Source organism: Paenibacillus profundus (assembly GCF_021369635.1).
Lineage (GTDB): Bacteria > Bacillota > Bacilli > Paenibacillales > Paenibacillaceae > Paenibacillus_B > Paenibacillus_B profundus.
Genome location: NZ_JAJNBZ010000010.1, coordinates 109,236 through 130,526 on the forward strand (window position 1 = coordinate 109,236; position 21,291 = coordinate 130,526).

General features: G+C 51.6%; 23 protein-coding genes. 19 read left to right on the plus strand and 4 right to left on the minus strand.

The window, feature by feature from the left end:
* The first annotated feature begins 272 nt into the window (after positions 1-272).
* Positions 273-1,631, plus strand: a complete 1,359-nt coding sequence (locus LQV63_RS14365; protein WP_233697237.1) for an aminotransferase-like domain-containing protein — start codon at positions 273-275, stop codon at positions 1,629-1,631.
* 186 nt (positions 1,632-1,817) lie between these two features.
* On the opposite strand, the gene LQV63_RS14370 is transcribed toward LQV63_RS14365, so the two are convergent.
* Complete coding sequence (locus LQV63_RS14370; protein ID WP_233697238.1) at positions 1,818-2,837, minus strand: LacI family DNA-binding transcriptional regulator; 1,020 nt, start codon at positions 2,835-2,837, stop codon at positions 1,818-1,820.
* 155 nt (positions 2,838-2,992) lie between these two features.
* Here LQV63_RS14370 and LQV63_RS14375 point away from each other — a divergent pair, with 155 nt between their 5' ends.
* From LQV63_RS14375 to LQV63_RS14425, 11 genes are all read left to right on the plus strand, one after another.
* The gene (locus tag LQV63_RS14375; RefSeq protein ID WP_233697239.1) at positions 2,993-3,331 is read left to right on the plus strand and encodes a UxaA family hydrolase; all 339 of its coding nucleotides are present in this window, start codon (positions 2,993-2,995) and stop codon (positions 3,329-3,331) included.
* A 63-nt stretch (positions 3,332-3,394) separates the two neighbouring features.
* Positions 3,395-4,558 (plus strand): UxaA family hydrolase, encoded by a 1,164-nt coding sequence (locus LQV63_RS14380; RefSeq protein WP_233697240.1) that lies wholly within the window; start codon positions 3,395-3,397, stop codon positions 4,556-4,558.
* Positions 4,559-4,634: 76 nt separating this feature from the next.
* Entirely contained in the window at positions 4,635-5,429 is a 795-nt protein-coding gene (locus tag LQV63_RS14385) for an SDR family NAD(P)-dependent oxidoreductase (RefSeq protein WP_019424052.1), read from the plus strand.
* Between the two features lie 10 nt (positions 5,430-5,439).
* Complete coding sequence (locus LQV63_RS14390) at positions 5,440-6,114, plus strand: cyclase family protein (RefSeq protein ID WP_233697241.1); 675 nt, start codon at positions 5,440-5,442, stop codon at positions 6,112-6,114.
* Positions 6,111-6,341, plus strand: coding sequence for a DUF4177 domain-containing protein (locus LQV63_RS14395; RefSeq protein ID WP_233697242.1), 231 nt, complete (start codon positions 6,111-6,113; stop codon positions 6,339-6,341). The genes LQV63_RS14390 and LQV63_RS14395 overlap by 4 nt, the downstream gene beginning before the upstream one ends.
* Positions 6,338-6,724 carry a D-ribose pyranase gene (rbsD, locus tag LQV63_RS14400; RefSeq protein ID WP_019424049.1) on the plus strand — a complete coding sequence of 129 codons (387 nt, stop codon included), beginning with the start codon at positions 6,338-6,340 and terminating at the stop codon, positions 6,722-6,724. The genes LQV63_RS14395 and rbsD overlap by 4 nt, the downstream gene beginning before the upstream one ends.
* 576 nt (positions 6,725-7,300) lie before the next feature.
* Positions 7,301-8,074, plus strand: a complete 774-nt coding sequence (locus LQV63_RS14405) for an SDR family NAD(P)-dependent oxidoreductase (protein ID WP_019424047.1) — start codon at positions 7,301-7,303, stop codon at positions 8,072-8,074.
* A 48-nt stretch (positions 8,075-8,122) separates the two neighbouring features.
* Positions 8,123-8,974: a fumarylacetoacetate hydrolase family protein gene (locus LQV63_RS14410; protein ID WP_019424046.1), complete on the plus strand. Its 852-nt coding sequence runs from the start codon at positions 8,123-8,125 to the stop codon at positions 8,972-8,974.
* A gap of 92 nt (positions 8,975-9,066) precedes the next feature.
* Entirely contained in the window at positions 9,067-9,822 is a 756-nt protein-coding gene (locus LQV63_RS14415; protein WP_019424045.1) for a (Fe-S)-binding protein, read from the plus strand.
* Entirely contained in the window at positions 9,794-11,302 is a 1,509-nt protein-coding gene (locus LQV63_RS14420) for a LutB/LldF family L-lactate oxidation iron-sulfur protein (protein WP_233697243.1), read from the plus strand. Before LQV63_RS14415 ends, LQV63_RS14420 begins: the two co-directional genes overlap by 29 nt.
* Entirely contained in the window at positions 11,299-12,105 is an 807-nt protein-coding gene (locus tag LQV63_RS14425; RefSeq protein ID WP_233697244.1) for a LutC/YkgG family protein, read from the plus strand. The genes LQV63_RS14420 and LQV63_RS14425 overlap by 4 nt, the downstream gene beginning before the upstream one ends.
* A 23-nt stretch (positions 12,106-12,128) precedes the next feature.
* Here LQV63_RS14425 and LQV63_RS14430 read toward each other — a convergent pair whose 3' ends face one another.
* From LQV63_RS14430 to LQV63_RS14440, 3 genes are all read right to left on the minus strand, one after another.
* Positions 12,129-13,274 carry a GNAT family N-acetyltransferase gene (locus LQV63_RS14430; protein ID WP_233697245.1) on the minus strand — a complete coding sequence of 382 codons (1,146 nt, stop codon included), beginning with the start codon at positions 13,272-13,274 and terminating at the stop codon, positions 12,129-12,131.
* Positions 13,275-13,280: 6 nt separating this feature from the next.
* Entirely contained in the window at positions 13,281-14,195 is a 915-nt protein-coding gene (gene rbsK / locus LQV63_RS14435; protein ID WP_233697246.1) for a ribokinase, read from the minus strand.
* 92 nt (positions 14,196-14,287) lie between these two features.
* Positions 14,288-15,568 carry a CapA family protein gene (locus LQV63_RS14440; RefSeq protein ID WP_233697247.1) on the minus strand — a complete coding sequence of 427 codons (1,281 nt, stop codon included), beginning with the start codon at positions 15,566-15,568 and terminating at the stop codon, positions 14,288-14,290.
* A gap of 223 nt (positions 15,569-15,791) precedes the next feature.
* Here LQV63_RS14440 and LQV63_RS14445 point away from each other — a divergent pair, with 223 nt between their 5' ends.
* From LQV63_RS14445 to LQV63_RS14475, 7 genes are all read left to right on the plus strand, one after another.
* The gene (locus LQV63_RS14445; protein WP_019424039.1) at positions 15,792-16,166 is read left to right on the plus strand and encodes a winged helix-turn-helix transcriptional regulator; all 375 of its coding nucleotides are present in this window, start codon (positions 15,792-15,794) and stop codon (positions 16,164-16,166) included.
* A gap of 34 nt (positions 16,167-16,200) precedes the next feature.
* The gene (locus tag LQV63_RS14450) at positions 16,201-16,767 is read left to right on the plus strand and encodes an FAD-dependent oxidoreductase (RefSeq protein ID WP_233697248.1); all 567 of its coding nucleotides are present in this window, start codon (positions 16,201-16,203) and stop codon (positions 16,765-16,767) included.
* A gap of 165 nt (positions 16,768-16,932) precedes the next feature.
* A complete protein-coding gene (locus LQV63_RS14455; RefSeq protein ID WP_019424037.1) occupies positions 16,933-17,793 on the plus strand; it encodes a DegV family protein in 861 nt (286 codons plus the stop codon).
* 138 nt (positions 17,794-17,931) lie between these two features.
* Positions 17,932-18,624, plus strand: coding sequence for an iron-sulfur cluster repair di-iron protein (ric, locus tag LQV63_RS14460; RefSeq protein WP_233697249.1), 693 nt, complete (start codon positions 17,932-17,934; stop codon positions 18,622-18,624).
* Positions 18,625-18,861: 237 nt separating this feature from the next.
* Positions 18,862-19,107: an RNA chaperone Hfq gene (hfq, locus tag LQV63_RS14465; RefSeq protein ID WP_019424035.1), complete on the plus strand. Its 246-nt coding sequence runs from the start codon at positions 18,862-18,864 to the stop codon at positions 19,105-19,107.
* 249 nt (positions 19,108-19,356) lie between these two features.
* A complete protein-coding gene (locus tag LQV63_RS14470) occupies positions 19,357-20,061 on the plus strand; it encodes a response regulator transcription factor (protein WP_019424034.1) in 705 nt (234 codons plus the stop codon).
* Positions 20,058-21,140 carry a sensor histidine kinase gene (locus LQV63_RS14475; RefSeq protein ID WP_019424033.1) on the plus strand — a complete coding sequence of 361 codons (1,083 nt, stop codon included), beginning with the start codon at positions 20,058-20,060 and terminating at the stop codon, positions 21,138-21,140. Before LQV63_RS14470 ends, LQV63_RS14475 begins: the two co-directional genes overlap by 4 nt.
* Positions 21,141-21,291 lie beyond the last annotated feature (151 nt).

Sequence of the window (21,291 nt, forward strand, 5' to 3'; positions counted from 1 at the left end):
CTTTATAGAGGTGTATATAAGTTGAGCGGCTAAACGGCACGTGGACTATGCTTTGTCCAGTAGAGCCGGCTGTTTTTCAGCTGCTGCGGAAGGAGTGCCAAAGCATTGCACCTAATCCGAAAGTTACCTGTATGATCTCTCATACACAGTGAAGCGCGCTTAATAGGTACCGGCCGGTATAGTTACATCGTATTAAATCCCCCTACATGATACAATACAAATAAACTATATCTGTACCGGTATAGAATTCGGAATGAGGTTGAGAGGCGTCTATGTATAAATACTTATCCTTGTTAAATGACTTGGAGCATTGGATTCAGAGCGGCGAGTACAAAGAGGGGGACAAGCTGCCATCGATTCGCATGCTGGCCGAGCAATATCGCTGCAGCAAAAGCACGATTATCCGTGCGCTCGATGAACTGGAGCAGCGGCATATGGTGTACTCTGTTGCGAAAAGCGGATATTATGTGATGAAACGAAAGCAACCGCGGCGGCATAGCGATCGGTCCACGGTCGATTTTGCCTCCTCTGCACCGGATCCAGAGGTGTTTCCGTATTTGGATTTTCAGCAATGCATCAATAAAGCGATCGATATTTACAAAAATGAACTATTTGTGTATGGAACCAGGCAAGGGCTGCCTTCGTTAATCAAGGTGATCGAGAAGCAGTTGGCGAATTATCAAGTGTTTACGAGTGCAGATCACATCTATATCACTTCTGGCATTCAACAAGCATTGGCGCTGCTGACGACCATTCCGTTTCCGAACGGGAAGGATACGATATTGATCGAACAGCCGGGCTATCATTTGTATATCGAATATGTGGAGACGCATAACGTGCCCGTGCTGGGGATTGAGCGCACGAGCGAAGGCATAGACCTGCAGGAACTGGAACGGCTGTTCCAGACGCAACGAATTAAGTTTTTCTATACGATGCCGCGCTTTCATAATCCGCTTGGAACGTCTTACTCTCAGCAGCAGAAAAAGACGATCGCCAAATTGGCGGAGCGGTATGACGTGTATATCGTGGAGGACGACTATTTGGCCGATTTGGATCGGGATGCTAAGGCGGATCCGATATATGCCTATGATCGCTCTGCGCATGTCATTTATTTAAAAAGCTACTCAAAGATCATTTTTCCGGGTTTGCGCGTCGGTGCCGCCGTCATCCCGCCAAGCATTGCCGAGCCGTTCCACAAATATAAGAAGCTGCTTGATGTCGACAGCTCTATGCTGTCGCAGGCAGCGCTCGAGATCTACATCAAGAACGGCATGTTCGAGCGCCACAAGCAGAAGATTCGCTCCGCTTATTCGTCGCGAACGGAACGTTTGACCTCTGCATTGGAAGAAGCGCAGCGCCAAAGCAAGGGGCTGTACCGTTATACACCGGCGGGTAATCCGTGCATTCATACGTACATGTCACTGGATAAGAGGGTGCAGGGTCAAGAGCTTATGGCGAGGTTGAAGCGGCAATCCATTCTCGTCGACATGGCGGAAGCGAATTATTTATCTTCTTTTCCGAAGAGCTCACTGCTGAAATTAAACGTCTCGAATGTAAAAATCGAGGATATAGAGAGGGGAATTGAACGTGTCATGCTAGAGATTAATAAGTACGACAAAGAGACCCTGTAAGTCCTGTGCCAAAATTGTCAGGGTATCTCCTTGCCGGTACTATTTATAAATATTTAAAGTGCAGGTTCAAGTGGCCCCTTTTCAGCACCGAGAAGTACAAGTTTTCGTAAGAAAACTGCAGCGGAAGCATTCCTGAAGAAGGAGCGCAGTGTAGAACAACCTCTTATAGCAACTCCGAGCCTAGCCTTATTGTACGGGCTGCAGCTGTCCGACCGACTGACGCATATGTACGCTGCAAGGGAGCACAATGCGTCTCGGAGGCACGTCCTGATTTTTGATGCGCTCCAGCAGCAGTTGAATTCCTTTCTCCCCGAATTCGTACGCAGGCTGCGAAGCGACTGAGAAGAACGGATTCGCCTCTTCTGCCCAGCCGAAATCGTCGAAGCAAGCGAGCGAGAGGTCCTCGGGAACGCGCAGGCCCATTTCCCGGACGGCCTTGAGCACGGACAAAGCAAGCATGTTGTTCGCGGCAAAGATAGCCGTTGGCCGCTGTCCCGGCGCTAAATCCATCCAATGAGCGAGCGATAACGGCCCATGCTCGCCCAGATAGCTTGTCTCCATCACCAATTGATCGTTATATTGAATGCCAGCCTCCTGCAATGCGTCCGTATACCCTGCCTGACGTTCCCGTGCTGTCGATACGTCCTGCGAACCGTTCACGAGCGCGATGCGGCGGTGTCCGCAGCGGATCATTTCCCGAACCACTTGCTGTGCGCCGATACGGCTGTCTCCGAGTACAGCGTCGCATTCTACGCCAGGAACCTCGCGGTCCAGCAGCACGAACGGAACGTTCTGACGGGTGAGCCACTCCAAATGCTCGCGGGAACGGTCACCGCTCGGTGAAAATAGCACGCCGTCCACACGCATGGACAAAATCATTTCTACATAGTCCTTCTCTTTTGCAAAGCTCTCGTCACTATTGCCGAACATGAGCCGGTAACCGTGCCGCATCGCAGCGTCTTCCGCACCTCGCGCCATCGTTGTAAAAAATGGATTCGTTATGTCTGTAATGAGCAAAGACAATATTTTGCTCTCCTGTGTCACAAGGCAGCGGGCAACGGAATTGGGGATATAGTGCATCTCTTCCATTACTTTCTTAACCTTCGTACGGGTTTTCTCACTGACTCTGCCCGTGTTGTTAATGACCCGTGATACTGTCATCGCCGACACATTGGCCCGTTTCGCAATATCATAAATGGTAGCCATAGACTGAATTCTCCTATAATTTATTGAAATGGGTACGAGAACGAAAATAGTTATACCGATTTCATTTTATTCTATTTGTAACATTGACATCAAGGGGAACAGGTGATATCGTTGAGTTAACGGTAACATTTCCATTTAAAGGTGGAGGGATTTGCGTGAAAGAAAAGGCCATGCAAAAGGGTGTAAGCGTTATCGTAATGGATGATCGCGACCATGTCGCGACCGCTCTGAGGGAGCTTGTTCCAGGCGAGACCATTACGTGCGAAGTTCAAGGGAATTCAGTGTCGCTAGCAGTCAATCAGCCGATTCCTTTCGGTCATAAGGTGGCAGTCATTCACATAACGGAAGGCGATCATGTGCGCAAGTATGGGGAAGTCATCGGGCGCGCCGTCTGCGACATTCCGGTCGGCGATCATGTGCATGTGCACAATATCGAAGGGATTCGGGGGCGCGGAGATCAGGCTGGGGGAGAGCCATCCTCGGCGGAAGCGTAACGGAGCCGACAGGCACCTGAAATAGCAAGCATAGCTCATTTGTACGGGAAAGGGGAACCTAGCATGAGTTTAACGTTTCAAGGCTATCGGAGACCGAATGGTGAGGTCGGGATTCGCAATCATCTATTAATTATTCCTACCGTTATCTGCTCGAATCAAGTGTGCAACCGTATTCAGCAGCTCGTACCGAATACGGTGGCTATCCCTCATCAGCACGGCTGCAGCCAGATTGGCGCGGATAAGGATCGCACCTTCGACGTGCTCGCTGGAACGGGCAAGAACCCGAATGTCGGCGGGGTCGTCATCGTAAGCTTGGGCTGCGAGGTCGTCGATCCGACACAGCTGGCAGAGGAAATTCGCAAGACAGGCAAGCTCGTGGAAGTATTTGATATTCAGAGCGTTGGAGGTTCGGTCAAAGCGATTCAGCATGGAGTTCAGTTAGCGCAGGAGATGAGAACGAAGCTGGATGCGATGACGAAGGAAGCAATTCCGTTCTCCGAGCTGAAGATCGGCGTGAAATGTGGCGGATCCGATGCGACGAGTGGTCTCGCGTCGAATCCGGCTCTTGGCGTGGCTGCCGATGCGCTTATTGCCGAAGGCGGCACTATCGTTATTGGCGAAACGACGGAAATTATCGGGGCGGAGCATGTGCTGGCAGACCGCTGCCGCACGACGGAGACGGCGGACGATCTGTATCATATCGTGAACCGTTTCGAGAAGGAAGTCGAGCGGATGGGAGCCGATATGCGCGGCGGCAATCCGAGTCCGGGCAACATTGCCGGAGGCTTGAGCACGATCGAGGAGAAGTCGCTCGGCTGCATCAGCAAGTGCGGAACAGCGCCGATTGAAGGGGTAATTGAATACGCCGAGTCGATTCCGCAAGGCGGTCTATATTTTATGGATTCGCCAGGCAATGACATCGAATGCGTATCCGGCATGGCGGCAGGCGGCGCGCATTTGGTCTGCTTCACGACGGGGCGCGGAACGCCTACCGGCTCAGCGGTTATTCCGGTGATCAAGATTACCGGCAACCGCATCTGCGCGGAACGGATGGCAGACAACATGGATGTGGACGTCAGCGGAATGCTGGAAGGAAGCGTCTCCTTGCAGGAAGCGGGCAACCATATTTGGGATGAAATTCGCGCCGTGAGCGATGGTCAATTGACGAAGGCGGAAGTGCTCGGCCATGCGGAGTTCAGCATTAACCGAATCGGTCCGAGCTTATAGAAGATGTTCAAAAGGGTGCTTTTTGAACACGCACTTATAATCAATGATTACTTATGGGATAACAGGAGGAACTAACATGGGGCGTTTAGCGGGACGTATTGCATTAGTTACCGGGGGGAGCCGCGGTATTGGAGAAGCGATTGTATATCGATTGGCGGAAGAAGGAGCGGACGTCGCAATTAATTACGCCTCTGCGTCATCTTACGAGAAGGCATTGGCTGTAAAGCAGAAGGTTGAGGAACTGGGTCGTAAGGCGGTTGTCGTGCAAGCGGACATCGGCAGCAAGGCTGAAGTGCTGAACATGTTCGACGAAGTCGAGAAGGAATTGGGCTACGTTGATGTGCTCGTGAACAACGCGGGCATCGCGCCGTTCGAGTCGTTCATGAAGGTGACGGAAGAAACGTGGGATCGTACGTACAACACGAACGTCAAAGCAATCTTCATGACGTCGCAGCGCGCGGCGGAACATATGATTGAGAAGGGATACGGCAAGATCGTCAACGTGCTGTCGACAGCCAGCTTGATGGTCACAAGCCCTGTTATTCCGCACTATCAATCTTCAAAAGCAGCTGCTCATATGCTGACGAAGGGCATGGCGATCGAGCTGGGCAAATATAACATTAACGTGAACGCGGTCGGGCCTAGCACGGTCGATACCGATATGTGTACGGACTTCTTGGCAGCTCCAGGCATGCGTGAAAAGGAAGAGCAGGCGAATCCGATGAAGCGGCTCGGAACGGCACGCCAAATCGGCGATGCAGTTGTATTCTTGGCGTCCGAGGAAGCGATGCAGGTGAACGGTCATCTGCTCATGGTGGACGGCGGCCTTACCGTTAAGGCGGCACAACCGGAAGACCATATGGAACGGTAGGTGACGGCATATGCTTAACATTTCGAGAATGGTCGATCTGTCGCAGGATCTGTATCATCTGTGTCCGGTGCTGCCGGACTTTGAACCGCCGAAGATGGATTACATCTGTGTAGGACCGCGGGACGGTTGGAAGCTGGAGAAGATTACGATGAACCTGCATACCGGAACCCATATGGATGCGCCTGCCCATCTCGGCGAATTCGATCTTACGCTGGATCGCATTCCAGTGCAGCAGTTTCAAGGGCGGATGGTGTTCGTGCCGCTGCAGGACAGAGGGGCGAAGCATCCGATCGGGCGTGCGGATCTGGAACCGTATGAGGAGCAGTTGAACGAGCATTCGATTGTGCTGCTGTATACCGGTTGGGGTGAGAAGCGCGGTTGGACGAAGGAATGGATTTATGAGTCTCCTTATTTGTCCAACGAAGGCGCCCGTTATTTGGTTGAACGGGGCATTAAGGCAGTTGGCATCGATCATTTCAGCATCGGCGGCACAGGAGAAGAAAACGAGGAGACACACCGCATCGTCTTGGGAGCGAACATCTGGGTGGCGGAAGGCTTGCAGTTGAATGATCCGACGCTTCGTGAGGGAGATTGGCATGTCATGGCGCTGCCGATTCACATCCGTGATTCAAGTGGCGCTCCGGCCCGTGTGGTGGCCTTCCAATGGGAGGTTGAATCACGTTGAGTCTTTCTAAGTGGGAATATCGCATCGAGCATGATGCGGCTTCCTTGAATGAATTAGGGGAACAAGGCTGGGAGCTCGTTGCCGTCACCGTTGTCGATGGTGTGGAGCAATTGTATTTGAAGCGGCCGGCTCCGAGCTTCCGCGAGCGGCTGACGCTGGATCAAAGAGAGGAAGTGGCCCGGCAGGCCGCTTTCTCTTCCACTAGCACCAAGGAGGTGAGCCGATGAAAAAGGGCGGCATTCTGCATCCGCAGCTGAACCGCATTCTCTCGGAGACGGGTCATACCGATATGTTAACAGTCTGTGATCGGGGATTTCCGGTGCCGATGAGCGTTGAGCGGCTCGACCTGGCTTTATGCGACGATATTCCGACTGTCGTGGACGTGCTGCAGGCGGTGGCTGGAGAATTCATCATCGACTGCGTCGTCATTACAGAAGAGATGCAGTCGTTCAGTCCGGAACGGGTGGCTGAGCTCAAGGCGCTTTTGCCGGATGTGCGGTGGAAGGTGATGGCGCACGTTGAGTTCAAGCAGCTGTGCCAGGAATCGAGAGCGGTCATTCGGACGGGAGATACGACGCCATATGCCAATCTCATGATCGTATCTGGTTAACGTTCAATGATGCATGTGTGAACGGCGATGAATTTATATCGACATGGCGATTGCCGAAAGCCAATAACGGTACGTTGCCAAGTCCTTCTATCCACTCTCCCTCTCATTCAGAAACCGTAGGGGTGAAGTTTAACTGAGGCCAACATTGGTTCTCAGTCGATGCGGCAACATCACCGTTCGATCACACCGTCTAGCGCCTGAGATATGCGGGAACGTTGTTACTGATCGAAGGGGAGATTGATCGAAAGCAGCGAAAGTAGAGGACGTCGCTATGATAAGCCGCAGACCGGAGTGCGCCAACTTTTTCAATCTAGTTACCCTACAATTGCAGTCCAGCGTGACGAAAGACGGAAAAAAGATGCTCTTAACTGTATTATTGCAGTTGGAGACGCTCCCATTCAATCAACAAGTTCCCCACCTCAACCGTTCGTCCACACCATCGAGCTCTTGGGCGATGCTGGAACCATTGTTGTTGACCGAGGGGGAGAATGATCGGAATTCAATAGTTCAACTTATCTGCGATCTAGCATAACTAGCATAAAGATTACATTCGAATAGAAGGAAAGGAGATTCAGCATGCGCTTGGAAGCAAAAGTATGTATCATCACGGGCGCGGGCTCCGGCATTGGCCGGAGTACCGCCCTACGTTTCGCGAAGGAAGGCGCGACCATTGTCGTAGCGGATATTCAATCAGAAGGCGGACAAGAAACGGTACGGATGATTGAAGAACTGGGAGGAAAGTCGATGTTCATTCAAGTCGACGTCACTTCTCCAGAGGAAGCGAAGGCGATGGCGGACGCCGTAGTCAAGCAATATGGACGCATCGACGTCTTGTTCAACAATGCGGGCGTGAGCGGTGTAGGGAGATTGCACGAAATCGAGCCAGAGGCATGGGACCGCGTCATTGCGATTAATATACGCGGCGTGTTCTTGCCGAGCAAATATGTTCTCCCTTACATGATGGAGCAGCAAAGCGGGACCATTATTAACATGTCCTCTTGCATTGCGGAGATGGGCTTGGCGAATCGCGCTTCCTACGCGGCAACGAAGGGAGCGGTTCTCTCATTGACGAAGTCCATGCAGGTGGACTATGCGCCATACCACATCCGGGTGAACGCACTGCTGCCGGGAACCATTTTCACACCATTTGTGGAGAACTATTTGCGCAATTCCTACGATGATCCGGAAGCGGCCATTGCCTCCATTAAGACACGGCAGCTCAGCGGGGAACTGGGACGTCCTGAAGATGTCGCGGAAGGTGCCCTGTTCCTGGCTTCCGACGAATCCAAATTTATGATGGGCTCCCCGCTTTATATCGATGGCGGAGTTGTGTTCGGCAAAAATGCGTAATGAAATAACACATATATATAATTGTACTTCACGGAGGAGGAATTAGCGGTGAAATATGTCACGTTCTATGATCAAAATGGACAGCTTCGAACGGGGGCAGCAACAGACCGTGGTGTGGTCGACGTAAGTGAAGCATATTCGATGCACGATATTATTGCAGGCGGCGCAGGCCTGCGTTTGGAAGTCGAAGCGTATGCGGCGAATGCGAGTGTGGTGCTGAATGAGAGCGAATTGAATTATGGGCCATGTGTGCCGCAGCCGCAAAAAATCATTTGCGTCGGCTTGAACTACCGCAAGCATGCCGAAGAGACGAATGCGCCGATTCCGCAGTATCCTATTCTGTTCAACAAGTTCAACAACACGCTCACGGGGCATGGTCACGATGTCGTGCTTCCGCGTGTAAGCGATCAGGTGGACTACGAAGCGGAGCTTGTCATGGTTATCGGGAAGACGGCGAAGGATGTGAGCAAAGAGGAAGCGCTCGATTACGTCTTCGGATATTGCTGCGTCAATGACTTGTCTGCACGCGATCTGCAGATGCGCACCCAGCAATGGCTGCTCGGCAAGTCGTGCGACGGATTCAGCCCGCTCGGACCGTATCTGGTCACGGCCGACGAAGTAGGCAATCCGAATGAGCTCGACATCAAATGCATCGTGAACGGCGAGACGCGCCAGCACTCCAATACGTCCGACATGATCTTCGATTGCGACGAAATCGTCAGCTACATTTCACGTCACATGACGCTTGTGCCGGGTGATATCATTTTGACAGGCACGCCGGAAGGCGTTGTGCTCGGACTGCCGGAAGACAAGCGCGTCTACTTGCAAGACGGGGACCTCGTCACCATCGAAATCGAGAAGCTCGGTTCGCTTACCAACCGTATGGCAGCCGAGCGCTAATGACTTAAGCGCTCGACGGCTGAAAGGCCTGCGGGCGCTTCTTTTCCATTCTGCTCGTTCCTCGATGAACGACGATGAAAGAAGGGGCAATTATGCGCGTATCGTTATTTGTAACTTGCTTGGCGGATACTTGCTTTCCCCATGTTGCTGAAAGCGTTGTCCGGCTCCTGCACCGGCTCGGCTGTGAAATGGATTTCCCGCCGCTGCAGACGTGCTGCGGGCAGCCTGCCTTCAACAGCGGCTATCATGATGATGCAAGGGAAGTCGCCAGGCAATGGATTACAGCATTTGAGCATAGTGATTATGTCGTGACGCCATCGGGCTCCTGCGCCGGTATGGTGCATCATTACTACGAAGATTTGTTCATGGATGAACCGGAGTGGCTCGAAAAAGCGAAGCGTCTCATTGAACGCACGTATGAATTTTCCCAGTTCATTGTTCAAGTATTGGGAAGAACGGATATCGGGGCGGCGTTCGATGGCAAGGCCACGTATCATCCTTCCTGTCATGCCACGAGATTGTTAGGCATCACTGAGGAGCCTATGCTGCTGCTGCAGCAGGTGAAGGGCTTGACGCTAGTCGATTTGCCGCATAAGGAAGATTGCTGCGGCTTCGGCGGCACATTCGCCATCAAGATGCCGGAAATGTCTGAAGCGATGGTTACGGAAAAAGCGCAGTATGTCGTTGATACAGAGGCGGACATCTTAATCGGTTCCGATATGGGATGCTTAATGAACATCGGAGGGCGGCTCAATAAAGAGGGGCGTCCGATTCGGATCATGCATCTTGCGGAGCTGCTCGAGGAAGGAGTGAAGCGTCGTGAGCACAACTTCATCCAACAACGTTAACGGAGGTATCGGCAGCGGACTGAAGCAGCGTACGCAGGAGGTGCTGCAGAACGATTTTCTGCGCCAAGCCGTCGCCTTCACTACGGATAAGCTGCGTACGGGACGTCTTTCCGCCGCAGAACAATTCGGGGATTGGGAAGAATGGCGGGAACGGGGCAGAGTGATTCGCGAGCATACAATTGCGCATCTGGATTATTACTTGGGACAATTTGCGGATCAGGTGCGGAGCCGGGGCGGACACGTCCATTTTTGCGGCACAGGGGAAGACGCGGTTCAGACCTTCCTGCGCATTGCGGAGGAGAAGCAGGCGAAGCTTGTAGCCAAAGGCAAGTCCATGGTGTCGGAGGAAATGCATCTGAATGATCGCCTCAAGGAGCGCGGCATCGATGCCATCGAGACCGATCTGGGCGAATATATTTTGCAGCTGGCGCAGGAGACGCCGTCCCATCTCATTATTCCGGCGATTCATAAAAACAAGTCGCAAATTGCGGAGCTGTTCACGAAGGAAGCGGGCAAGAAGCTCCCGCCGGAGACCAAGGAGCTGGCCTCTTTCGCGAAGCGCAAGCTGAGACAGTTCTTTCTGGAGGCGGAGATCGGGCTGACCGGATGCAACTTCGGCATTGCGGAATCGGGCACGGTGACGTTGGTGTCCAATGAAGGCAACGGCCGTATGGTCACGACCGTTCCGAAGACGCATGTCGTCGTCATGGGAATGGAGCGGCTCGTTCCGACCTTCGAAGATGTCGAGGTCATGCTTAATTTGCTCGCCCGCAGCGCTACGGGGCAGAAGCTGACGACATACACGTCCTTCATCACTGGACCGCGGCAAGAAGGGGACTTGGACGGACCTGAAGAGCTGCACGTCATTATTTTGGATAATGGACGTTCAGCGCAGTTGGGCGATCCACAGTTCCAGCAAGTGCTCCATTGCATCCGCTGTGCGGCCTGTCTGAACGTATGCCCGGTCTATCGCCATGTTGGCGGCCATACGTATGGCTCGGTGTACAGCGGACCGATCGGCGCCGTGCTGACCCCGCTCTTGCAGCAGGATATGAAGGAGGCGGGTACGCTCGCTTACGCTTCTTCCTTATGCGGGGCTTGCTATGAGGCGTGTCCGGTTAAAATTCCGCTGCATGATATGCTCGTGTATTTGCGGGCGCGTAAGGTGAAAGAAGGATTCACCCCATCTGCGGAACGTCTTGGTTTCAAAATGTTCGGCAAGGTATTCGGCAATGTCAAATGGTACCGTATGGCTGGAAAAGCAGCTTATTATGGGCAGAAGCCGCTTGTCCGTGACGGAGTCATCCGCAAGGCGCCTGGACCGGCGGCAGGGTGGACGAAGTCTCGTACCTTCCCGGCGATACCGAAGCAATCGTTCCGGGATTCATGGGCGGAGCTGCAGCGTGAATTGCAGCAGGATCCAGCTTCACGGGAGGCAGCCGCTTCAGAAGACAGAGGAAAGGACGGAGTGGACAGATGAATGAGCAGCAGTTTCTGACGCAAATCGCAGTGCGCCTCGGACGCGCCAAGCCGCTTCAACAACCGCCGGCCACGATGTTCAATGGGGTGCCTGATTCCTATCGCAAGCGGATGGGACAATTGGGCCAAGAGGAATGTGTACAGTTGTTCATGGATAGCTGGACGGCGCTGACGGGGCTTGTCCGCGTGGCGCCTGTCTCGCAAGCGGCAGAAGCCATCTCCGCTAGTATTGCCGAGCTGAAGGAGCGTGGCATGCTGGAGCGTGTAGTCTATGCCAAAACACCGGAATTGCAGTCCTATGGCGTTCCGCAGGTGCTGCATGAGCAGCGCCTAGTCGGTGTGCCATGGTCGGAATCGGCAAGCGCAGCAGACGAGGAAGACGCGTGGAAGGCTGCATTAGAGCAGCTGGGCACATCAGAGCCCGGAGAAGCGGGAGCGCTTGCTGGGGAGAAATGGCAGGCGCGCAGTCCGCTGCTTCGGGCTGTGGAACGATGTCATCTTGGAATTGTCGTTCCCGAAGCCGTCGTGGCGAATACGGGCACGCTGGCAGTGCTGTCTGCGGGAGCGCAAGGCCGTTCGGTCAGTCTTATGCCCGGCATGCTGCTGGCAGTCTTCCCGGCGGAGCGAATCGTCGCGCGCATGGGGGAAGTGTTCGAACGGCTGCGGGCGTCTCACGGTGAGATGGCGAGCCTTCCGTCATCGTTGAATTTGATTACCGGACCGAGCCGCAGTGCTGATATCGAGAACGACCTGACGATTGGAATTCATGGTCCTGGAATCGTCAGCGCCGTCATATTGACATAATTTACAAACCGATAAATGAAGTATTAAATATAATACAATCCGACCGTATATGGCAGCGGAACCGTGAAATTCAATTGTTCCAAGGACGGCCAGGACGTTGGCAGCAGGCCGTCCGCATCCGGACTGAACAGCAGCTTCACAACGTCCTGCTCCTCCAGCTGAACCAGTTCGGCGTCAGGATAGCGGAGCTGTACAGCACCATTATCAAGCTGCTTCACTTCAATATGCGCGGCGAGCGCCTCGCGCTCCTGCCACCAACTCTGCAAATGCTGGAATAATCGTTCGATATTCGGAATGAATACGGTCCCGTCATTCGCTTGCACCTGAGAAGGATAGGCGGATAACGTGTCATGCAGGCTCTGGTCCTGCCATGGCACATAGATTTGCAATTGGGTGAATTTCTTTTTGTTCAAGAGCAGCTGCATGAGAAGAGCGATGTCTGGTCCCGCCCCCCCATATTCCAATATGCGAGGCACGCCATCCACCTGCTTGGCTGATGGCCGCAGCGCATAGGCATAGGCTGCAATCTTACCGCCACGTTCGAGCACATACAACTTCGGCTTCATCATGACGCAAGAAGCGTAAGCCCCTGCATGCTCCAGCCCGTACAAATCCCACATGCTGAAATCAAACGCTGCTTGACGCTGCTCGACAAGCTCATGCCATGCGAAGCAGTCCAGCACTGTAAGCTCGCGTACATGCGCCTGTTCGCTCTCAGACAACGCCGCATTCGATGTTACGGCCTCGTCATTACGGCTCACCGTATATACGGACACTTGTCCGAATGGGTAACAGCGGTTGCGCGTATACAAGGAGCGGCCGCCGGAAATGAACATAAGCACGGCTCCAGTCTCATCGGCATGACGCTGCACCTGATGAAGCAGCTCGGTTCCGACGCCATTGCCGCGCGCCACGGGCGATGTGCAGACAGAGCCGAGCGAGAAGACAGGCAGCCGAACCGAATTCAGGCGCAGCTTGGATGGGAGCATTCCCATATGCGCGACAAGCCGTTCTTCCTCAAATGCGCCATACGAATGGGAATAGATTGGAGAAAATAAATACGGAAAACCTTGTTCCATCGACATTTGCGTATCATTGCGAAATACTTCATCTGATATGGAGACCGCTCCGGCAAAATCGAGCGGCTGCAGCATACGAATCTGATACATGAAAGTTCAATCCTCCTTTAATTGTTGCTCCAATCGAGAGCGTGTGGGCATCCCACTCTGGGCTCCGAACTGAGTCACCGCTAACGCACTGGCAGCCACCGCACCATGCACCGCGTCATCCATGCTGTTGCCTTCGGCAAGAAGCACGGCGAGCGCGCCATTGAATGTATCGCCTGCTCCGGTTGTATCGATGACATTGACTTCATAGCCTGGCTGATGATGGAGATGGCAGGCGGTATCCGACCAATAAGCTCCGTCCGCGCCGCGGGTCAAGACGATGCGCCCAGGCATGGAGCGTATAGCCGTCTTCCACTCAAAAGCCTGCTCCGAATCATCCCCGCCAAAGAGAGCCGCCAATTCATGCTCATTCGGCGTCAGGATGGAGACGTGCGCCAGCATCTCATCCGTCAGAGGCATGGCCGGCGCCGGATTGAGAATGACGGGCACATGGCTCTCGGCAGCAATGCTCAACGCTTCCCGCACGGCAGGGAGCGGAATTTCAAGCTGCATGAGTATGACGTCGGAGCTCCGGATTGTCTCGGCATGTCGTCTAATATGATCTGGTGTGAGCAGGCCGTTCGCCCCCGGAACGACGATGATGCGGTTATCCCCATCATTGACGATGATGGATGCGGTTCCAGATGCTACCTCGCTAATGATGTCGACGCCTTCTGTATGAATTTGTTCCTGCTGCAAATTGTCCAGCATCATCCGGCCGAACGTATCGTCGCCTACACATCCGATAAAGCGGACCTCGGCGCCGAGACGGGCGCAAGCGATCGCTTGATTCGCGCCTTTGCCCCCGCACAAGGTGGCGAATCTGTCTCCTTGCACGGTTTCGCCTTGCTCTGGAATGGTCGAGGTGACCGTAACCATATCGACATTCAAGCTTCCAATTACTGTTACCCTGGCTTTTCTCACTCCATAAACCGTCCTTTGTTCTCATCTCGTAGAACACAAATAAACAGACGCGTCCCTTGGAACAGGTTCGCGTCTGTGTTCGTGGTGTTAGCTTAGCTTTTGCGGTTAGAAGGGGATGGTTCTTTTTGATCGACTTTCACCGCATCCCGCACCTGTTTGCCGTTCATTTTAACACCAAATGAAATAGATTCCAAATATATAAATTGCTTTTTCTCGTAAGCTTCATCTTTTTTAACGATTTGATCTTTGTAAATAAAATAAGGATCGAACGACATTGAAATGTCATCCTCGTCAATCATTAACGACAACAGTCCCGTATCTGCGCGATTGTTCCTGACATAATCGGGGAACAGGAAATTGCCGATGGAATAGGCGATCGGTTTATCCTTGTAAAATTCAAACCCTTGCAGCACATGCACGTGACTGCCGATTATCGCGTCTGCTCCGGCATCGATCATTTCCCGTGCGTAAGTGCGCTGCCACTTTTCAGGGCGGTTGTTTTTCTCAACGCCCCAATGCATGTAGACGAGCAAATAGTCGCAGTCTTTGCGTTCCCTTTTAATGACGGGAAGGACGCTGGACTTGTTATAGGCTTCGGCAATCCCAGGTCTGTCTTTTCCAGCGAACCAATACGTTTGCGGAATGAAGCGGGAGAAGGCGAGAAATTTAATCGTCTTCCCTTTCAAGGTGACGGTATGAGCCCGATAGGCTTCCTCTTTGTTCATCCCTCCGCCTACATAGGGCAGGTCATATTCCTTCAAATAATGCAGCGTATCGAGAAAGCCCTTCTGCTTGAAATCGAGTGTATGATTATTGGCGATCGAAACGAGATCAAATCCGGCATTTTTCAATCCTTTCAGCGATATCGGATCCGATTTGAAATTGTACAATTGATTCGTGTCCTTTTCGGTATGGTGAGTGACCGCAGTTTCCAGATTGACGACCGCATAATCGGCCTTCTGCACTTCGCTGGCTACATATTGAAAAGGATAATCAGGCCCCTTTTGCTGAATTGTTTTTTTGACGGACCAATCCATCAGCGCATCTCCAGCGAATATGATATGTATTGGCCCTTCCTCTGCAGGAGCGGCTGCCGCTTCGTTGTTCGGCATACCCTCTTCCCTCTTCGGCGCTTCTTTCTTCGCTGCCGATGGAGTAGTGGAAGAGGGTGAAGCTGAAGGGGGCGCGTCTTTGAATTCGCCTTGGCCGGATAACTGTTCGTCAGATGCTGAAGAGTAGTAGACTCCGACGAATATGCCGCAGATGACGACGGCCAGCAAGCTGCATAGCGCTGCTGTGCGTTTCATTCGTTGTTTTCTAAGCTGTTTCCGCTTTTGATGCCGTTCGGTTCGACTTACTTGATTGTGATGCAATCGGTTCCTCCTATTCACATTGAACAGGCAATGTTACTATTCTGTTCTTATGGGTAATATTTACTTTATTATATTGTACATCTGCATAAGATAAGTATCAGAACGATTGCAATTAAATATATTTTTGTTACGAATGGGACTGCCGCCCCCGTTTTCTTTTTAAAAACGCTATGGTAAAATAAATATGCTTACATTTTGTAAGTTAAGAAGGAGGGATGAACGGATGGAATCACATCATTTGGGTATGTGCCCGCGGTTTGAAGCTGCGTTCTGCGTGCTTGGCAAGCGCTGGAACGGACTGCTCATACAGGTGCTATTGAGTGGCCCGAAGCGATTTAAAGATATTTCCGCACTCATTCCTACCATGAGCGACAAAATGTTGAGTGAACGTATGAAAGACCTTGAGGCGGCAGGTATTGTCGTACGGAATGTGTATCCAGAGACACCCGTTCGCATTGAATATGCGTTGACTGATAAAGGGCGCGCTCTGGAGTCGGTCATGGAAGCCATTCAAGAGTGGGCGGAACGTTGGGTGAACGACCCGGTGGAGTGCATTAGCGACGATGATTCAACTTCAGAACATCCGGTGAATTCATAAAGGGAAGAAACTCTTCATGAAAGGATGAGAATGAATGCAGGATATCATTGTTATCGGTGGAGGACCTGCCGGAGGAAGCGCGGCATTGTTCGCGGCCAAATCCGGCAAATCTACGCTTGTGCTGGATAACGATCACGGTCTGACCAAGCGGGCGTGGCTTGCGAACCATTATGGAGCGAGCGACATTTCCGGACCTGACATGCTGACGATTGGGCGTGAGCAAGCTGAGAAATTCGGAGCTGTCTTTAAGCAGGACAAAGCGGTTCTCATTGAATCCGGTTCTTCTTCTGTTACCGTGAAGACGGAGAGCGGAGACAGCTACGAAGCTCAGCATGTCATTGTAGCGACGGGACTCGCCCTGGACGCTGCGGAACAGAGCGGATTGAAGCTGAAGCCAGGCACAGAGCCGCGCGTGAAGACGGTTATCGACACGGATGATAAAGGCCGGACGAGTGCGGAACGGGTGTGGGCCGCAGGAACTGCCGCCGGGGTGAGCATGCATACGATCATTACGGCAGGAGACGGTGCCAAAGTAGCAATCAACGTCATCAGCGAGTTGAATGGCGAGCGTTACGTGGACCATGATGTGTATAAAGGATAAGAAGTCAGAGCGGCATAAAAGCTAATGAACCGAGGAGAACTTCCGTTCCTCGGTTTTTTGTGTTTCCTGCGGGCTGGCTTCTTTTAGTCGTTGTAAACTGGTAGGGTACCCCTTATAATAGATCGGAATGACGCTGAAAATAGACTAAAAAGACAGGGGAATGACATGACCATTCACATCATTACGGACGGCAGTTCAGATTTGACTCCAGAGATCATTCAACAATTCGGCATTCACGTTGTGCCTCTCTACGTTCGGTTCGGTCAAGAGGTGCTCACTTCCGACATGGACACGACAGTTTTCTACGAACGGATGCGGGAGGAGGAAGAATTGCCGAAGACGTCCAGTCCGTCGCCTGCCGATTTCTATCATATGTATAGGTCGCTTGGCACGGAGAATGATATTTTGGTCTTAGCCTTAACTTCCAGCTTGAGCAGCACTTACAATCATGCTGTCATGGCAAAGGAAATGTATGAGGAAGAAGGTCATCCGAATCAAGTCGAGGTCATTGATACGAAGACGACCTCTTTGGGACTGGGGTTGCTGGCCGTGCGTGCGGCTCAATTGGCCAAGGAAGGCGCAGGACTGCAGGACCTGATGAACAAGATGATGAATTACGTGAATCAGACCCGAACTTACTTTACGTTGGATACGTTGGAGAATGTCATTCGTGGCGGTCGGCTGAGCCGATTGAAGGGCACGGTTGCCTCCATGTTAAATATAAAGCTTCTGATGGAAGCAAATGAAGAAGGCGCGATTGAAGTCATGGAGAAGATTCGCGGAACGCAGAAGACGCTCCGCCGTCTGCTCGAAAAAGTCGGCGATGCATGGCATCAAGTGGATAAAGACTGGGTGGCGCTTGCGCACTCTAACTGTGAGGAGCGCGCCAAAGCATTCTTGAAGGAATTAATGGATAAATATCACTTTGATCAAGTATTGTTCATCAATATGGGGCCGATCATCGGTACGTACGCCGGAGAAGGTGGGGTATTAGTAACGTTCCAGCAAGCTGCCCAGCCGTCGTAAAATTGTATAAAATGAAGTGACTGTAATCACGCTTCCGTTACTTTATCTGTCGTATGATGAATCCAGATTCACAAGTCATCATACCATTTCAGCTCTGTTGCATGAAGCAAGAGCGAAGGATAAAGGAGTGGAAGCGTTATGTTTTCAACCGAAATGACCGTGCGCGATGCGGTATTGCAATATCCGGCGGCCAGCGATGTGTTCAAACGTTTAAAAATAGATTTCTGCTGCGGAGGGAATCGTCCGATTGCTGAAGCGGCAGCCGAGCGAGGATTGCAGGCAGAGGCGATCGTCGCCCAACTAACGGAAATGAAGGCTCAAGCGCCGACCGCTGGTACGGCGATGGATTGGCAATACATGTCATCCCGTTCATTAATCGAGTATGTTGTGAATAAGCACCATCGTTATTTGCGCGAGCAGCTGCCGCAAATCGCAGCCAATGTGGCCCGTGTAGCTCATGTCCATGGTGGAGATCAACCTCATCTAATCGAACTGCTTGAGAAGTTCAACCAACTGAAAGCAGAGCTCGAAGAGCATATTGCCAAGGAAGAGGACCTGTCATTCTCAATTATTCTTGCAGCGGAGGAAGAGCCTGCTTCCGTGACACGAGATGAGGTCGCGCGCACGATTCAAGAACTTGAAGGGGAACATGATGGAGCGGGTACGCTTCTGAAGCAAATACGCATGTTGACCGAGGACTTTACGCTGCCGGAAGGCGCATGCACGACATACCGGATTACGTATACGCGGTTGGAAGAATTGGAGAGTATGACCTTCGAACATGTTCACTTGGAGAACAACATTCTCTTTCCGCGATACGGCGCCGCCTAAGCTGATGTTGTCTTGCCGACATCCGGAGTCTAGTGCTGTGACATTTGATCATAGTGTTGGCGATAGATTGATTAGGCCAGCCGACGCCCGTTAGGGATGGAGCATATATGGAACACTGTAGAACGATCGACGATACGTCGGTCGTTTTGCTTTGCCGTCGATGTTTGATGCACTTTTAGGAAAATCTATGTTAAACTGGTATGGAATCCTAATATATAGAGAAAGGGATGTGTAAATATGGTGAGAATTAAGGTGCAAGAACATTTTTTAAATCAATTGGTGTCAGAAAAAATGATGGTGACGCTAATTACAAAAAATGGCGTGCGCATGCAAGGTACGATTACTTGTTTTGATACGTACAGTATTTTGTTGCAGACGGATTTGAAATCGAACCTGATCAACAAAGCGGCCATTTCCACTATTGTTCCTTCTAAGCGTGTGTCATTATCGAATCACAACGACCGAGGCAACACCACGAACTGAATGGCGGTCTTGTCATCTCTGAAGAAATGCAAAGACGAGTGAAAGAGTCCCTTGATAGGGACTTTTTTCAATGTTCTAGAATGCCGAACTCCCGTACAATGGCCCTTAGCACCGGAACATTTGCCCACAAAAGATGCTCCGGTTAGATGTATTTGACTGAATCATATCTATATAAAGGACATTTCTTTGTGATATGATGTTAAAACAGGAAAGTATGCAGCGAAACTGTTGACGGTTGGAGGAATCAGTATGTACACCATTATGATCGTGGAGGACGATGACAAGATCGCTTCCATTTTACAATCTTCCCTTGCGAAATACGACTACAACGTCGTACGGGCTACTCAATTCAAAGCGTTGAAGGATGAGCTTTTAACGATAAATCCGGACCTGATTCTGCTTGATATTCATCTTCCGGCATATGATGGATTTTATTGGTGCCGGCAGTTCCGCAATGTAACGAATGCGCCGATTATTTTTGTGTCTGCGCGCACGGGCGAGATGGATCAGGTGATGGCCATCGAGAATGGCGGTGACGATTTTATTACGAAGCCGTTCCATCTGGATGTGCTTCTGGCTAAGGTGAAAGGCGTGCTGCGCCGCACGTACGGCGAGTACGCGGCAAATGGCGGGGGTAATGGAGAAGAATTGGTTGTTCAAGGGCTTGTGCTGCATCGTTCAAAAAATACGTTGGAATGGCAGGGCGAACGGGTGGACTTGACCAAGAATGAAGCGCTCCTGGTCGGCTGCTTGATGGAGCGAATTGGACATATCGTATCCAGAGAAACGCTCCTTGAAACGTTATGGGACGATGTCGACTTCGTCGATGACAATACACTGACCGTAAACGTGACAAGAGTGCGCAAGAAGATGGAGGAAATCGGGATACACAAAGCAATTGAGACAGTTCGGGGGCAAGGGTACCGCATGCTGGCATCGTGGGTGGAGCAATGAAACCTGGCATGACCTTTCTCCAATATGTGAAGGACCGCTTGACTATCATTTGTTCTTGCTTGATTGCGATTGCGTTGTCTCTAGTCGTCGTATGGCTGGATCTCGGTATCGGGCAGCGATATGTGAACAGCGAGAGTTTGGTTTATATTTTCATTCTCGGAGCGATTGTAATGATGGCGGGCTTAGTGTATGACTATACAAATCAGCGCCGCTGGTATAAAGAGATTTACAATGCAGAATCGAACATGAGCGATAGCGATTTCACGCTATGTTTACAGCACCCTGTATCGAGAGAGCAGAAACGGATGCACGCATTGGTGACCCGTCAGTACCGCTCATTTATGAACGAGCTGCTCTCTTTGCGTCAGGACAGGGAACAGCATGTTCATTTTACGAATCAATGGGTTCACCATATGAAAACACCGCTATCGGTCATCCATCTGCTAACCCAGCAGCCTTCACATGATTTGACGAGCACAGAGACGGAGCAACTCCTCTCTAGCATAAGCGAAGAGGGCGACCGCTTGACAAGAGGGCTGGATATGATGCTGCACACCGCCAGACTCGACAAATTCGAGCTGGATTTGCACGTATCAGGCCTTCATTTGCAAAATGTGATCCGACAAGTGATCAACCAGAACAAAAAAGCGCTTATCCGCTATCAGATTTACCCGAAGGTAACTCCAGGTGACGTCATCGTGGAAAGTGACGAGAAGTGGTTATCCTTCATCCTTACTCAATTGGTGACCAACGCCATTAAATATTCGAAGGACAAGCCCGGCAATAAGTCGCTTCAATTCCTTGTGGAGGAAGCGAATGGAGTCGTTCGTCTGCAGGTGGAGGATGAAGGCGTCGGCATTGCAGAGCAGGATATTCCGCGCGTGTTCGAACCTTTCTTTACGGGTGAAAATGGCCGGAAAGAAGGGGATGCAACCGGTATGGGGCTTTATTTGGTAGGCAAAGTTTGCGCCCGCCTCGGACATAACGTGAGCATCGCTTCCAAGCTTAACGAAGGAACTGCGGTGACGCTGCTGTTCTCGACGACGGCACTGCACCATGATTTGATTCAACGATCTTAAATGTGCCATAGGCAGAAATTCAGCCCTTTTTCATACAGAAGAAGGGCTGTTATTATTGAAGGTTACAAATTTGTAAGTGATGGAAATCGGATTGAAAGATTATTCGATGTCGGAAGGGATTCCCAAGGGGGTATACTGAGAACATATCGAA

Coding starts and splice junctions, on each gene's coding strand:
- LQV63_RS14365 (WP_233697237.1), top strand. CDS start 273: ATGTATAAATACTTATCCTTGTTAAATGACTTGGAGCATTGGATTCAG.
- LQV63_RS14370 (WP_233697238.1), bottom strand. CDS start 2,837: ATGGCTACCATTTATGATATTGCGAAACGGGCCAATGTGTCGGCGATG.
- LQV63_RS14380 (WP_233697240.1), top strand. CDS start 3,395: ATGAGTTTAACGTTTCAAGGCTATCGGAGACCGAATGGTGAGGTCGGG.
- LQV63_RS14385 (WP_019424052.1), top strand. CDS start 4,635: ATGGGGCGTTTAGCGGGACGTATTGCATTAGTTACCGGGGGGAGCCGC.
- LQV63_RS14390 (WP_233697241.1), top strand. CDS start 5,440: ATGCTTAACATTTCGAGAATGGTCGATCTGTCGCAGGATCTGTATCAT.
- rbsD (WP_019424049.1), top strand. CDS start 6,338: ATGAAAAAGGGCGGCATTCTGCATCCGCAGCTGAACCGCATTCTCTCG.
- LQV63_RS14405 (WP_019424047.1), top strand. CDS start 7,301: ATGCGCTTGGAAGCAAAAGTATGTATCATCACGGGCGCGGGCTCCGGC.
- LQV63_RS14415 (WP_019424045.1), top strand. CDS start 9,067: ATGCGCGTATCGTTATTTGTAACTTGCTTGGCGGATACTTGCTTTCCC.
- LQV63_RS14425 (WP_233697244.1), top strand. CDS start 11,299: ATGAATGAGCAGCAGTTTCTGACGCAAATCGCAGTGCGCCTCGGACGC.
- LQV63_RS14430 (WP_233697245.1), bottom strand. CDS start 13,274: ATGTATCAGATTCGTATGCTGCAGCCGCTCGATTTTGCCGGAGCGGTC.
- LQV63_RS14445 (WP_019424039.1), top strand. CDS start 15,792: ATGGAATCACATCATTTGGGTATGTGCCCGCGGTTTGAAGCTGCGTTC.
- LQV63_RS14450 (WP_233697248.1), top strand. CDS start 16,201: ATGCAGGATATCATTGTTATCGGTGGAGGACCTGCCGGAGGAAGCGCG.
- LQV63_RS14455 (WP_019424037.1), top strand. CDS start 16,933: ATGACCATTCACATCATTACGGACGGCAGTTCAGATTTGACTCCAGAG.
- ric (WP_233697249.1), top strand. CDS start 17,932: ATGTTTTCAACCGAAATGACCGTGCGCGATGCGGTATTGCAATATCCG.
- hfq (WP_019424035.1), top strand. CDS start 18,862: ATGGTGAGAATTAAGGTGCAAGAACATTTTTTAAATCAATTGGTGTCA.
- LQV63_RS14470 (WP_019424034.1), top strand. CDS start 19,357: ATGTACACCATTATGATCGTGGAGGACGATGACAAGATCGCTTCCATT.
- LQV63_RS14475 (WP_019424033.1), top strand. CDS start 20,058: ATGAAACCTGGCATGACCTTTCTCCAATATGTGAAGGACCGCTTGACT.